Consider the following 12,358-nt stretch of genomic DNA (forward strand, 5'->3'; position numbering starts at 1 on the left):
GCATTACGGATAATGTTACGGGTAACTGTTAACGGTAACATTGTCTGGCTCACACTGAAAATTAGCAATTTCCGCAGGTGCTCAGCATGAATAAGTGTGAGCCAGTTCAAATTTGTGGGATTAAATCGAGCCGCCTGGCGAGAGGGTAAAACCGAGATCGAGCATTTGCGGCGTAACGGTTTCGCCACGAATGCGCGCCAGCAAACGCTCCGCGCCGATGCGTCCCATACGCTCGCGCGGCGTGAGCACGCTGGCGAGCTGCGGCTCCATCACCTGGCCGATATCGTGGCCGTGAAAACCGGCAATCGCCATATCGTCAGGAATGCGCAACCCCAGACGCTGGCACTCGAACGCGGCGCCAATCGCGAGATCGTCATTCGTGCAGAAGATACTGTCGAGCTGCGGATACTCCCGGCGCGCCTGGCGCAGCAGTTCGCTGCCGGTCGAGAAAGATGAAGAGTGTTCTACCATCACGCTGTAGGGCGTCAGGCCCGCGTCGAGCATCGCCTGCTCGTAGCCTTTCTGTTTCATGATGGTGCGCTCGTCAAGACGTGCGCCGAGATACGCCACGTGGCGATGGCCGCGCGCGATGATGGCCGCCGTCATCTGGCGGGCGGCGTCGAAGTTATCAAACCCCACGGCGATATCCAGACACGGCGAGACGCTATCCATCAGCTCCACCACCGGAATGCCCGCCACTTCAATCATCTTGAGGGTGCGCGGCGTGTGGTTGCGCTCGGTTAAAATCAGGCCGTCGATATTCCAGGAGAGCATCGATTCCAGGCGCTCCTCTTCCAGCTCCGGCTTGTAGCCGTAGTGGGCGAGCATGGTCTGGTAGCCGTGCGCGTCAATGACGCTTTCGATACCGCGTAAGACTTCGGCGAAAACCTGGTTAGTCAGAGAAGGCAGCAGCACGCCGATGGCGCGGCTGGTCGCGTTAGAGAGAATATCCGGCGCGCGGTTGGGAATGTAGCCAAGCTCATCCAGCGCCGCCGCGATTTTACTGCGCAGCGCCAGCGAGACTTGCTCGGGGTTGCGCAGGTAGCGGCTGATGGTCATTTTGGTCACGCCGACGCGATCGGCCACATCCTGAAGTACCGGTCTTCTCTTTTTCATCGTCCTGAAGGGGGGATAAGGTCATGGGTAATAACCAGTTTATCACGGACGCGCAACAACCTTCCCCTGTTTAGAGGAAGGTTGCGAGAGAGGTTCAGGATTTATCAGACCGGCGGCAGATCGAACAGCAGGATTTCGCTGTCGCTGTCGGCGTGGATTGCAAGCGTCGCTTCATCCCAGATGGCCAGGCCGTCGCTGGTGGTCGCGCGGGTGCCGTTGATGGTCACATCGCCCTTCACGACCTGGATCCAGACGCGGCGGCCAGCGGCGGGCGCATACTCACCGTCTTCGCCATTCAGTAATGCCCAGCGCGACAGTTCCATATCCTGATGCACTTTCAGCGAGCCGTCGCGGGCATCCGGCGACAGCACCAGCTGGCGGCCCTGGGCGGCGTCGAAGCGGCGCTGCTCGTAGCGCGGCTCAATGCCGTTTTCAGACGGAATAATCCAGATCTGGTACAGGCGCAGACGTTCGGTGGCGCTCGGGTTGTACTCCGAGTGGCGCACGCCGGTCCCGGCGCTCATTATCTGGAATTCCCCGGCAGGCACCTGCTCTTTGTTGCCCATGCTGTCCTGATGCTCCACCGCACCTTCCAGCACGTAGGTCAGGATTTCCATGTCTTTATGCGGGTGCGTACCGAACCCCTGGCCTGCGTCGATCACGTCGTCGTTAATCACCCGCAGGGCGGAAAAGCCCATGAAATTCGGGTCGTAATAGTTAGCGAACGAGAAGGTGTGCCAGGAATCCAGCCAGCCGTGGTTGGCGTGGCCGCGGTCTTGTGCTTTGCGTAAATAGATCATCGTGTACCCCCTTAGCGATTTGATGGGGTAAGTGTGGACCTGTTACGTCCGCGATCATAGAGGGTGAAAATTGACTCCTCTGTTCAAATTTTGTGAACAAGAACAGAGGAGCCGACAGGCCTTATTTCGCAAGGGTTACGGTAGCGGGAGACGCCTGCTCGAAACCGCGTTCGAGGATCTCAAGGTTCGTGAGCACATCAGATTCTCTGACGTAATTTGGCGCGCCGTTGACGAGCGTATCATAGAGCGCGTCATAGACGCGGCCATAGTCGCCCTCCTCCGGTTTAATCTCTTCGCGCACCGTTTCGCCCTGCGCGTTGACATACTCCAGATGCCCGATGCTCTCATCCGCCGCAAAGCCCGGTTCGCCCGGCATAATCCCGGCTTTCAGGCTGGTCTCCTGCTGGTCGATACCATATTTAATAAACGAGCCCTTTTTGCCGTGAACGATAAATTTCGGGTAGTCGATTTTGACGTAGTGGCTGGTTTTGACGATGGCTTTCAGATCGCCATAAAACAACTGCGCCTCGAAGGTATCGTCCGGGTTCGCTTTGTTGCGCAGGCTGCGGATGTCATAGCTGACGTGATCGGGGCGGCCAAACAGCGAGATAATCTGATCCATCGTATGCACGCCGAGCCCGAAAAACATGCCGTCTTCCGGCAGTCCCGGTTTGGTTTCCGCTTCAGGCCGGTAGTAGTCGAAATGGCTTTCAATTTCGACAATCTCGCCCAGCTTGCCGCTCTCAATCACTTTACGCGTGGTCAGAAAACACGAATCAAAGCGGCGGTTCTGATACGGCGTGACCACAAGCCCTTTGCTCCTCGCCAGATCCAGCAGCAGACGCGCATCCGCGACGCTTGTCGTGAATGGTTTCTCCACCAGCACGTTTTTCCCGGCTTCCAGCGCACGCTTCGCATAGTCAAAGTGGCTGTCGGCATGCGTGCAGATCACCACCAGTTTTACCGAGTCGTCGTTCAGGATGTCATCCAGATCGCTCGTAAAGTGAATGTGCTGATAACGCGGGTGGCTTTCCAGCTCCGGTTTAGGGTGACGTCGGAAGATATGCGCGACGTGAAAAGTCGCTTTGCGGTGTAAAACGTAGGGAAGATGGTAGCGGGTGGTGCTTTTGCCAAAACCAATAAAAGCGCAATTTATCGTCATTGCCCGGTCCTTTTTAAGAGTAACAGATGGCATTAACCATAGATTACCAGGCAAAAAAAAAGCCAGCACCCGGCTGGCTAAGAAATACTGGAAGCAATGTGAGCAATGTCGTGCTTTCAGGATGATCCGTTGGGGTTCCCCCTGAACGCATGACAATAATAATCATTATCATTCGCATGTGTCCAGCCTTTTTTGAAAAAAATTTGGGAATTGACCCACACCAAAAAACCCTTGATGTTGAAGATTATTTCATAGGGCGGGTAAACCACGCGCCCTCGCCTTTCAACCGTCGACCACAGGGAGCACGTCATGAATGAAATCGTCGTAAGACATGCGGAAGCAGAAGATGCGCAGGCGTTGCAGCAGATCCACACGATGTCGGAAGTCATCTACAACACGCTGCAAATTCCGCATCCGTCGCTCGCGATGTGGCGTGAGCGGCTCAGCGCGCCGCAGCCGGGGCGTCGTCAGTTGGTGGCGTGTATGGATGGCGAGGTCGTCGGGCATCTGGCCTTAACGGTGGAGCAAAACCCGCGCCGCAGCCATGTGGCGACCTTCGGGATGAGTGTTCACCCTGGCTGGCGTAACCGCGGCGTGGCGTCCGCGCTGATGGGTGAAATGGTTAATCTGTGCGATAACTGGCTGCGCATCGAGCGAATCGAACTGACGGTGTTTGTCGATAATGCGCCGGCGCTGGCGGTGTACCGTAAATTCGGGTTTGAGACAGAGGGCACCGGCAAGCGTTACGGCCTGCGCAACGGCGAGTATGTGGACGCGTATTTTATGGCGCGGATGAAGGCGGGTTAACGGTTCCGGCACCGTTTACAGGACACAACACGGCGGGTGCGCATGGCTTACCCGCCCTACACGGGGATATGCAAATCTGTAGGGTGGGTCACCCACCGTTTACAGAACGCGGCACGGCGGGTGCGCGTGGCTTACCCGCCCTACACCGGGATATGCAAATTTGTAGGGTGGGTAAGCGTAGCGCACCCACCGTTTACATGACGCCCTCACCATTTACAGGGCGCGACACGGCGCTACCTTAATACCCCGCCGTTAAATCATCGACGCTGCGCGGGTCGGACGCGCCGTAAAGCGCCCCGTCCGGGCCAATCATAATGCTCTGGGTGCTGCCCATCGCCTCTTTCACCGCCACGTTCTGCCCTTTCTCATGCAACAGCTTCAGCGTATCCGGGCTAAAGCCCTTCTCCACCCGCAACTCATCCGGCAGCCACTGGTGATGGAATCGCGGCGCGTTGGTGGCCTCCGCCACGTTCATGCCGTAATCAATCGTGTTCACCACCATCTGCAACACGGTGGTGATAATGCGGCTGCCGCCAGGGCTGCCGGTCACCAGCCATGTCTTACCGTCCTTGACGACAATCGTCGGCGACATCGACGACAGCGGGCGTTTCTTCGGCCCGACCGCGTTGGCATCGCCGCCTACCAGTCCGTAGACGTTCGGCGTGCCCGGTTTGGCGGAGAAATCATCCATCTGATTATTCATCAGAATCCCGGTATCGCCCGCCACAATGCCGCTGCCGAAGGTCGTGTTAAGCGTATAGGTCACCGCCACCGCATTGCCGTCTTTGTCGACGACCGAAAAATGCGTGGTCTGGTTGCTCTCATAAGGCGCGAGGTTGCCCGGTTTAATCTCCTTCGACGGCCGCGCTTTATTGATATCAATTTGCTGCGCCAGCGATTTCGCGTAGGCCTTGCTGGTCAGCGCCTGCCACGGCACCTTCACGAAATCCGGGTCGCCCAGATACTCGGAGCGGTCGGCGTAGGCGTATTTTTCCGCCTCGGCCATAATCTGCATCGCGTCGGCGCTGCCGAAGCCATATTTATGCAGGTCGAAATTCTCAAGAATATTCAGGATCTGCACGATGTGGATCCCGCCCGACGACGGCGGCGGCATCGAATAGACCTGATAACCGCGGTAGTCGCCGCTCACGGGCGTGCGCTCCACCGCTTTGTAATTCGCCAGATCGGCTTTGGTGATAAGCCCGCCGTTTTTGGCCATCTCATCGGCTATCTGGTCGGCAATCGGGCCCTTATAGAAGGCGTCCGGGCCATCTTTGGCGATAAGCTCCAGGCTTTTTGCAAGATTCGCCTGCACCAGCTTGTCGCCCTTCTGGTAGGGATTACCGTCCTGTTTCCAGAAAATCGCCTTGCTGGCCGGGTGGTTCGGGAGCGTCTCCACGCCGTAAGTTTTTAAATCGATGGCGAGCGCGTCGTTGACCGTAAAGCCGTCGCGCGCAAGTGCAATGGCGGGCTGAATGACTTTATCGAGCGGCATCGTGCCATATTTTTGCAGCGCCAGCGCAAAGCCCGCGACGCTGCCCGGCGTACCGGAGGCGAGGTGCGACGTGAGCGATTTTTTGCTGTCGGCGTTGCCCTGCGCGTCGAGGAACATATCGCGCGTGGCTTTCTCCGGCGCCATTTCGCGAAAATCGATCGCCGTCACTTTGCCGTCTTTGGTGCGCAGCATCATAAAGCCGCCGCCGCCAAGATTACCGGCCTGCGGATGCGTCACCGCCAGCGCGAACCCCACCGCGACCGCCGCATCCACCGCGTTACCGCCCTGCTTTAGCACATCAACGCCCACCTGCGTCGCCGCCGCGTCCACCGAGGCGACCATGCCGTGTTCGGCCCGCACCGGATGGAAGACATCTTCTTCCACGCCATAAGAGACCGGCGCTGGCGCAGGGGCTGAAACCGGCGGCGGCGCAGCCCCCGCCGTTAAACAAAAAGTGACCACCAGCGCCGCTATCACGCTCTGGCGTACGGTTTTCCACTGCATCATCATTATTGTTCTCCGCTTATTATCCGGGACGCTCCCCGCAATAAGTCTGGTTCACAACTCTTAAAAGATCATCGTGCCGGCACAGAGGAGGTAAACTGAAAAGATCTTCCACAGGGGAGGGAAACACCATGAAACGCTATTTACTGATTGCCGCAGCGCTTCCGCTGGCGGCGCTTGCCCAACCGCTTAACGTCATCAACAACCCAAACCAGCCGGGGTATGTGAACCCCAGCCAGCAGCGTTTGCAGACGCAAATGCAAAGCCAGCAGCTTCAGCAGAAGGGGATGCTCAATCAGCAGATCCAGACGCAAAGCCGCCTGCAACAGCAGCAGTTGCAGACCCAGATGAACAACAACGTCGAGCGTATTCAGCAGAACCAGCCGGGAATGCTGAACCCGCAGAGAGAACAGGTGCTGCCGAACACCAATGGCGGCATGCTCAACAGCAGCAGCGGAAGTTCGCAGCACATGCTCAACAGCAACGGCGCGACGCTGAACAGCACACAGCAGACGCACATGATTGAACAACGTCAGAATGGCGATATGCTGCGCCAGAACGGCACCACGCTGAATACGCAGGGTAGCGTCGCGCCTTAAGCGCGAAAATCCGGCCCGATCTCATCAATCGCATCGGTACAGATGCAGTCCACGCCCCAGGCGAGCAACTCCAGCGCGCGCCGGGGCGAATTCACGGTATAAACCAGAATACGCAAACCGGCGTCTTTCAGTTGCATAACGCGCGCCTGATCCAAAAGCTTATGGTTCAGGTGAATGGAGACGCAGCCAAGACGCGTGGTCAGCGCCTGCCAGTCGTCGCGCCACTCATCCAGCAGCAGCCCGCGCGGCAGTTCCGGCGCGGCCTGTTGCGCCGCCTCCAGCGCCTCGATGGAAAACGACGAGAGCAGCGGCGCGGTCATGTCGCGCCAGAGCGCGCGCGCGGCCAGCGCCACCACGCGCCCGGTGTCGGCATCGGTGCCGGTCGTCGGTTTGATTTCGATATTCGCCATCATGCGGTGCTCGCGGCAGCGCTGCGCCACGTCGCTCAGCAGCGCCAGTTTCTCGCCTTTAAACGCGCCGCTAAACCAGCTACCGGCGTCCACTTTCAGCAGCTCATCCCAGTTCAGTTCGCCCGCCACACCCCAGCCGTTGCTGGTGCGCTCCAGCGTGTCGTCATGCAGCAGGAAAATCTGGCCGTCTTTCGTGAGCTTGACGTCAAATTCAATCATGGCGTGGCCCAGGCGCGCGCCGGTTTCAATCGCCGCCAGCGTGTTTTCCGGCGCCAGTCGGCCGCCGCCGCGGTGGGCGACGATGGGAGGATATGGCCAGTTGCTCATAAACGTTGTCCTGTTTCACCGTCAAAAAAGTGCAGATGATTTTCCGGCAGGTGCAGCCACAGCTGGCTGCCCGGCTGCGGACGCTCCTGATGCGCCAGGCGCGCCACCACTTTCTGGCTGCCCCAGCGGCCATGCGCGAGGTTATCCGCGCCCAGCATCTCCAGCGTATCGAGCGGCAGCGGCACGCCGCCTGCGGCCTGTGAGCTTAGCGCAATATGTTCCGGGCGGATACCCAGCGTCACCTTGCGCCCCGCGAGCGTTTTATGCAGCCGCCCGAGCGGCAGGGAAAGCCCGCCGTCAACGTCGAAATGGGTGCCATCGGCATTCACTCGCCCTTCCAGCAGGTTCATCGCCGGACTGCCGATAAAGCTCGCCACAAAGCGGCTGGCGGGTTTTTCGTAGACGTCCACCGGCGTGCCTATCTGCTCCGCCACGCCTTTGTTCATCACCATCACGCGCTGGGCGAGCGTCATCGCTTCGACCTGATCGTGCGTCACATACAGCGAGGTGGTGCGCAGGCGGCGGTGAAGCTGTTGCAGCTCAAGGCGCATCTGCACGCGCAGTTTGGCGTCAAGGTTTGAGAGCGGCTCATCGAAGAGGAACACCGCCGGATCGCGCACAATCGCGCGTCCCATCGCCACGCGCTGGCGCTGGCCGCCGGAGAGCTCACGCGGGCGGCGCTTTAACAGCCCGTCGAGCTCCAGAATCCGCGCCGCTTCTTTCACGCGCTCGGCGATGTGCGCTTTGCCCATGCCGCGAATTTTCAGGCCCCAGGCCATGTTCTCTTCGACATTCATATGCGGGTAGAGCGCGTAGTTCTGGAACACCATCGCAATGCCGCGCTCTTTCGGCTCCATCTCGGTGACGCGCTGGCGGTCTATCCAGATATCGCCGCTACTCACGCGCTCAAGCCCGGCCACCATACGCAGCAGCGTCGATTTGCCGCAGCCGGACGGACCGACCATCACGATAAATTCGCCATCCGCGACATCCACCGTCAGCGGCTGAATAACCTGCGTTTTGCCGTTGTCCCAACTTTTGGTGACCGCCTGTAATTTGAGTCCTGCCATCTTATTTCTCGCTATCCACCAGCCCGCGAACAAACGCGCGCTGCATCACTAAAACAATAACCACCGGCGGGATAAGCGTCAGCAGCATCGCCGCCATCACCTGATTCCACTGCGTGCTGCCCTCGCCCACCGAAATCATGCCTTTAATGCCCGCCACCGCCGTGCCGAGCGACGGATCGCTGATAATCAGCAGCGGCCAGAGATACTGGTTCCAGCCGTAGATAAACGTAATGACGAACAGCGCCGCGAGGTTGGTTTTCGAGAGCGGCAGCACGATGTCGCGGAAAAATCGCATCGGCGATGCGCCGTCGATACGCGCCGCTTCCATCAGCTCGTCAGGCAGCGTCATAAAGAACTGGCGGAACAGAAAGGTGGCGGTGGCGGACGCCATCAGCGGCAGCGTCAGGCCGGTGTAACTGTCCATCATCTTCAGGTTGGCTATCACTTCCACCGTCGGGAAAATGCGCACTTCCACCGGCAGCATCAGCGTAATAAAAATCATCCAGAAGAAGAGGTTACGCAGCGGAAAGCGAAACCAGACGATGGCGAACGCCGAGAGCATCGATACCGCGATTTTCCCGACGGTAATGCTGAACGCCATGATGAAACTGTTCAGCAGCATCAGCCAGAACGGCGCGCTGTTGGCCCCGACGCCGTTCACCCAAATATCTTTCAGGTTTTCCCACAGGTGCGTGCCGGGGATAAGCGTCATCGGCGTGGCGAACACGGCCTGGTTATCGAGCGTCGCCGCGACAAACGCCACATAGAGCGGAAAAAGAATGGCGGCGATGCCGAGGATCAAAAGGGTATGGCTGAAAATCGTCAGCCCAGGGCGGTTTTCAATCATTGGTAACGCACCTTACTTTCCACATAGCGGAACTGCACCACGGTGAGGATGATCACCAGCACCATCAGCACCACCGACTGCGCGGCGGAGGTGGAGAGATCGAGCCCGGCGAACCCTTCGCGGTAAATCTTGTAAATCAGCGTAGTGGTGGCCTGCACCGGCCCGCCCGCGGTGGCGGCGTCGATAACCGGGAAGGTGTCGAAAAAGGCATAGACCAGATTTACCACCAGCAGGAAAAAGCTCACCGGCGCGATAAGCGGCAGCGACAGCTTAAAGAAGCGGCGCACCGGGCCTGCGCCGTCGATGGCGGCGGCCTCCACCAGCGAGCGCGGGATCGACTGCAACGCGGCGAAGAAAAACAGAAAGTTGTAGCTGATCTGCTTCCAGACCGAGGCAAACACCACAAGGAACATCGCCTGGCCGCTGTTTTGCGAGTGGTTCCAGTAGTAACCCATCTGCTCAAGCACATGGGTAATAAGCCCGCGTCCGGGGTTAAAGAGGAAAATCCACAGCACGGCGGCGATGGCGGGCGCGACGGCGTAAGGCAGCAGCATCAGCGTCTGGTAAAAACGGCTGCCGCGCACCACGTAATCCACAAGAGCCGCGAAAAACAGCGATATCAGCAGGCCGCTGATGGTCACCAGCGCGCTGAATTTTATGGTGGTCCAGAAGGAATCCAGGTAGTAGCTGTCGTGAAAAAGCTGGGTAAAATTCGCGAGCCCGACAAACTGGCTGGAGAGCCCGAACGGATCGATGCTCTGTACGGAGTACCAGAGCGCCTCGCCCGTAGGCCAGATAAAAAAGATGACGGTGATAATCAGCTGCGGCGCCAGTAATGCATACGGCAGCCAGCCTGAACGAAACACCGGACGGGATGATGACATAAAGAAACGCTTTCCTGAAAAATGCCGGGTGCGGCTGCGCCTTACCCGGCCTACTAATCTGGTGCTGTGTAGAGCGGGTAAGCGCAGCGCACCCGCCGTTAGCAACAACACACGCCGCGCCAGCCCGCTACAGGCGTTACGATTTCGTTGACTGCTCGAAACGGCGCAACAGCTGATTACCACGCTCAACGGCGGAATCCAGCGCCTGCTGCGGGGTTTTCTTGCCGGTCCAGACGCTTTCCAGCTCTTCGTCAACCACGGTGCGGATCTGCGGCATATTGCCCAGACGCAGCCCTTTGGTGAACGGCAACGGCGGCTTGTTCAGCATCTGACGCGTCGCGATATCCGCGCCCGGGTTCTTCTCATAGAAGCCCTGCTGGCGGGTCAGGTCGTAAGCAGCTTTGGTGATAGGCAGATAACCGGTTTTCTGGTGCCATTCGGCCGCGATCTCCGGCTGCGCGAGGAAGTTCAGAAACTCCGCCACGCCTTTGTACATCTCCTTGTCTTTGCCCTGCATCACCCACAGGCTCGCCCCGCCGATAATGGCGTTCTGCGGCGCGCCTTTCACGTCGGCGTCGTAGGGCATCATACCCACGCCGTAGTTGAATTTGGCGTAGTGGCGGATATCCGCGAGCGAACCGGAAGAGGCGGTGGTGATAGCGCAATCGCCGTTATAGAACTTCTCGGTGGACTCATCCTTGCGCCCGAAGTAGCTGAAATCGCCCTTCTTGTTCAGTTCTTCAAGCAGGGCGATATGCTTCACCTGCTCCGGCTTGTTGAATTCCAGCACCGCGTCAGCGCCGTCAAAGCCGTTGTTTTTGGTGGCGACCGGCAGACCGTGCCAGGCGCTGAAGTTTTCAATCTGGATCCAGCCCTGCCAGCCGCTGGCGTAGCCGCACTTCATCCCGGCGGCTTTCAGCTTCGCGGTATACGCCGCGAGATCCTGCCAGGTTTTCGGCGGCTGCTCAGGGTCTAAGCCCGCTTTTTTGAACGCGTCTTTGTTGTAATAGAGCACAGGCGTGGAGCTATTGAACGGCTGGGAGAGCAGATGGCCGCTTTTCGCGTCGGTGTAGTAACCGGCAACCGTCGGCACAAACTGCGACTCATCGAATTTAATGCCAGCATCGTTGAACACTTCGTACACAGGCTTAATGGCTTTGGACGCCATCATGGTGGCGGTACCTACTTCGTAAACCTGCAAAATCGCGGGCGCGTTGCCGGTACGGAAAGCGGCGATCCCGGCCGCGAGGCTCTGCTCGTAGTTACCTTTGTAGACCGGCTCGATTTTGTACTCCGGGTGCGCCTCGTTAAACCGCTGCGCCAGTGAATTCACCTCTTTACCCAGTTCGCCTTCCATCGAATGCCAGAACGGAATGGTAGTGGCGGCCATCGCCTGGCTGCTCAGCGCCCATCCCAGAGCCACACAAATTGCTGTACGTCGTAACGAAGCTGTCATGTCTGTTATCTCTCTGATTATGCGTCGTTTGAGATGCGCGAAATCACGCGTTTTATGCTCGCGAGCTAACATGACATGCGCGTATGACAGAAAAATAACTGGATAATGACAAGATGGTGACGCAAGAGCGGCAGAGAAATGACGCGCCGGTGATGGTCTGATGACGTGAGTTAAGCGCGAAGCTGGGCAGCAATCTCTTCCAGCGTCAAACGCCCTGCCGCCGCGTTGACGGTCATCTCAACAAAAGCCGGATTTGCCGCCACATCAATACCGTTTCGCTTAAGAAACAACAGTGTAATGAATAGCGCCGTACGTTTGTTACCGTCGTTAAAAATATGGCCGCGCGCAATCGCCAGCAAATGCATGGCCGCCAGCAGCCAGATATCGTTAACGCCCTCATACTCATATTTATTGAGCACGCGGTACATCAGCGCTTCGGCCCGCCCTGGATCAGGCATACCGGTAATGCCCGGCGTGACCTGCAACAGACGGTCATGGAAACGGACTATCTCTTCCGCTGAGATAAAATGAATCGTCATTATTTATCCGCAAGCTCCCTGATTTCATTACCGTGCACAGCCATGATCTCCGCAAATTCCGCGTCCAGCTTTGCGGCCTGATAACGCTCGAATTCTTCTGCGCTAATGATCACCGCTGATTTATGGCCACGGCGGGTAATGGTCACCGGCCTACCGGCCGCCGCCGATTCCAGTGCAGAAGCCAGCTGTTGTCTCGCCTCGCTATAGTTCATGGTACGCATACGCCCTCCTTTAAGGTACAAGTTAATTGTACAACTAAGATGTACGTAAAACAAAAGCCGGGCGGCGAAAAATGCCTTGCCCGGCTTAAATATGGCGTGTGCCCGGCATGCATTACGCCGC

At 58.1% G+C, this 12,358-nt stretch carries 13 protein-coding genes; 2 read left to right on the plus strand and 11 right to left on the minus strand.

Features of this window, described 5'->3' with window-relative positions; translation table 11 throughout:
• Positions 1-120: 120 nt before the first annotated feature.
• From gntR to G6041_RS19965, 3 genes are all read right to left on the minus strand, one after another.
• Positions 121-1,116 carry a gluconate operon transcriptional repressor GntR gene (gntR, locus tag G6041_RS19955; protein ID WP_007765042.1) on the minus strand — a complete coding sequence of 332 codons (996 nt, stop codon included), beginning with the start codon at positions 1,114-1,116 and terminating at the stop codon, positions 121-123.
• A gap of 104 nt (positions 1,117-1,220) precedes the next feature.
• Positions 1,221-1,916, minus strand: coding sequence for a pirin family protein (locus G6041_RS19960; protein ID WP_004388011.1), 696 nt, complete (start codon positions 1,914-1,916; stop codon positions 1,221-1,223).
• 121 nt (positions 1,917-2,037) lie between these two features.
• The gene (locus G6041_RS19965; protein ID WP_012126365.1) at positions 2,038-3,078 is read right to left on the minus strand and encodes an oxidoreductase; all 1,041 of its coding nucleotides are present in this window, start codon (positions 3,076-3,078) and stop codon (positions 2,038-2,040) included.
• Positions 3,079-3,387: 309 nt separating this feature from the next.
• Between G6041_RS19965 and yhhY the strand changes: the two genes are divergently transcribed.
• Positions 3,388-3,885, plus strand: a complete 498-nt coding sequence (gene yhhY, locus G6041_RS19970) for an N-acetyltransferase (protein WP_012126364.1) — start codon at positions 3,388-3,390, stop codon at positions 3,883-3,885.
• Between the two features lie 238 nt (positions 3,886-4,123).
• Here yhhY and ggt read toward each other — a convergent pair whose 3' ends face one another.
• Positions 4,124-5,890, minus strand: a complete 1,767-nt coding sequence (ggt, locus tag G6041_RS19975) for a gamma-glutamyltransferase (RefSeq protein ID WP_012126363.1) — start codon at positions 5,888-5,890, stop codon at positions 4,124-4,126.
• A gap of 125 nt (positions 5,891-6,015) precedes the next feature.
• Here ggt and G6041_RS19980 point away from each other — a divergent pair, with 125 nt between their 5' ends.
• Positions 6,016-6,483 carry a DUF2756 family protein gene (locus tag G6041_RS19980; RefSeq protein ID WP_012126362.1) on the plus strand — a complete coding sequence of 156 codons (468 nt, stop codon included), beginning with the start codon at positions 6,016-6,018 and terminating at the stop codon, positions 6,481-6,483.
• Here G6041_RS19980 and ugpQ read toward each other — a convergent pair.
• From ugpQ to G6041_RS20015, 7 genes are all read right to left on the minus strand, one after another.
• Entirely contained in the window at positions 6,480-7,220 is a 741-nt protein-coding gene (ugpQ, locus tag G6041_RS19985) for a glycerophosphodiester phosphodiesterase (protein ID WP_012126361.1), read from the minus strand. The genes G6041_RS19980 and ugpQ overlap by 4 nt on opposite strands.
• Complete coding sequence (locus G6041_RS19990; protein WP_012126360.1) at positions 7,217-8,290, minus strand: sn-glycerol-3-phosphate import ATP-binding protein UgpC; 1,074 nt, start codon at positions 8,288-8,290, stop codon at positions 7,217-7,219. Before G6041_RS19990 ends, ugpQ begins: the two co-directional genes overlap by 4 nt.
• 1 nt (position 8,291) lies before the next feature.
• Positions 8,292-9,137, minus strand: coding sequence for a sn-glycerol-3-phosphate ABC transporter permease UgpE (gene ugpE, locus G6041_RS19995; protein ID WP_012126359.1), 846 nt, complete (start codon positions 9,135-9,137; stop codon positions 8,292-8,294).
• Positions 9,134-10,021, minus strand: coding sequence for a sn-glycerol-3-phosphate ABC transporter permease UgpA (ugpA, locus tag G6041_RS20000; RefSeq protein WP_041460668.1), 888 nt, complete (start codon positions 10,019-10,021; stop codon positions 9,134-9,136). The genes ugpE and ugpA overlap by 4 nt, the downstream gene beginning before the upstream one ends.
• Positions 10,022-10,157: 136 nt before the next feature.
• A complete protein-coding gene (gene ugpB, locus G6041_RS20005) occupies positions 10,158-11,477 on the minus strand; it encodes a sn-glycerol-3-phosphate ABC transporter substrate-binding protein UgpB (RefSeq protein ID WP_041460667.1) in 1,320 nt (439 codons plus the stop codon).
• A gap of 170 nt (positions 11,478-11,647) precedes the next feature.
• Entirely contained in the window at positions 11,648-12,016 is a 369-nt protein-coding gene (locus tag G6041_RS20010; RefSeq protein ID WP_012126356.1) for a type II toxin-antitoxin system death-on-curing family toxin, read from the minus strand.
• The gene (locus tag G6041_RS20015; RefSeq protein ID WP_012126355.1) at positions 12,016-12,237 is read right to left on the minus strand and encodes a type II toxin-antitoxin system Phd/YefM family antitoxin; all 222 of its coding nucleotides are present in this window, start codon (positions 12,235-12,237) and stop codon (positions 12,016-12,018) included. Before G6041_RS20015 ends, G6041_RS20010 begins: the two co-directional genes overlap by 1 nt.
• Positions 12,238-12,358 lie beyond the last annotated feature (121 nt).

Origin of the sequence: Cronobacter sp. HA18003 (genome assembly GCF_011605905.1) — a bacterium.
GTDB lineage: Bacteria > Pseudomonadota > Gammaproteobacteria > Enterobacterales > Enterobacteriaceae > Cronobacter > Cronobacter sakazakii.

What these genes read in the sequence shown, in the direction of transcription:
- G6041_RS20015 (WP_012126355.1), bottom strand. Translation starts at nt 12,237, where the DNA reads ATGCGTACCATGAACTATAGCGAGGCGAGACAACAGCTGGCTTCTGCA.
- yhhY (WP_012126364.1), top strand. Translation starts at nt 3,388, where the DNA reads ATGAATGAAATCGTCGTAAGACATGCGGAAGCAGAAGATGCGCAGGCG.
- ugpQ (WP_012126361.1), bottom strand. Translation starts at nt 7,220, where the DNA reads ATGAGCAACTGGCCATATCCTCCCATCGTCGCCCACCGCGGCGGCGGC.
- ggt (WP_012126363.1), bottom strand. Translation starts at nt 5,890, where the DNA reads ATGATGATGCAGTGGAAAACCGTACGCCAGAGCGTGATAGCGGCGCTG.
- G6041_RS19990 (WP_012126360.1), bottom strand. Translation starts at nt 8,290, where the DNA reads ATGGCAGGACTCAAATTACAGGCGGTCACCAAAAGTTGGGACAACGGC.
- G6041_RS19960 (WP_004388011.1), bottom strand. Translation starts at nt 1,916, where the DNA reads ATGATCTATTTACGCAAAGCACAAGACCGCGGCCACGCCAACCACGGC.
- ugpE (WP_012126359.1), bottom strand. Translation starts at nt 9,137, where the DNA reads ATGATTGAAAACCGCCCTGGGCTGACGATTTTCAGCCATACCCTTTTG.
- ugpA (WP_041460668.1), bottom strand. Translation starts at nt 10,021, where the DNA reads ATGTCATCATCCCGTCCGGTGTTTCGTTCAGGCTGGCTGCCGTATGCA.
- G6041_RS19965 (WP_012126365.1), bottom strand. Translation starts at nt 3,078, where the DNA reads ATGACGATAAATTGCGCTTTTATTGGTTTTGGCAAAAGCACCACCCGC.
- G6041_RS20010 (WP_012126356.1), bottom strand. Translation starts at nt 12,016, where the DNA reads ATGACGATTCATTTTATCTCAGCGGAAGAGATAGTCCGTTTCCATGAC.
- G6041_RS19980 (WP_012126362.1), top strand. Translation starts at nt 6,016, where the DNA reads ATGAAACGCTATTTACTGATTGCCGCAGCGCTTCCGCTGGCGGCGCTT.
- gntR (WP_007765042.1), bottom strand. Translation starts at nt 1,116, where the DNA reads ATGAAAAAGAGAAGACCGGTACTTCAGGATGTGGCCGATCGCGTCGGC.
- ugpB (WP_041460667.1), bottom strand. Translation starts at nt 11,477, where the DNA reads ATGACAGCTTCGTTACGACGTACAGCAATTTGTGTGGCTCTGGGATGG.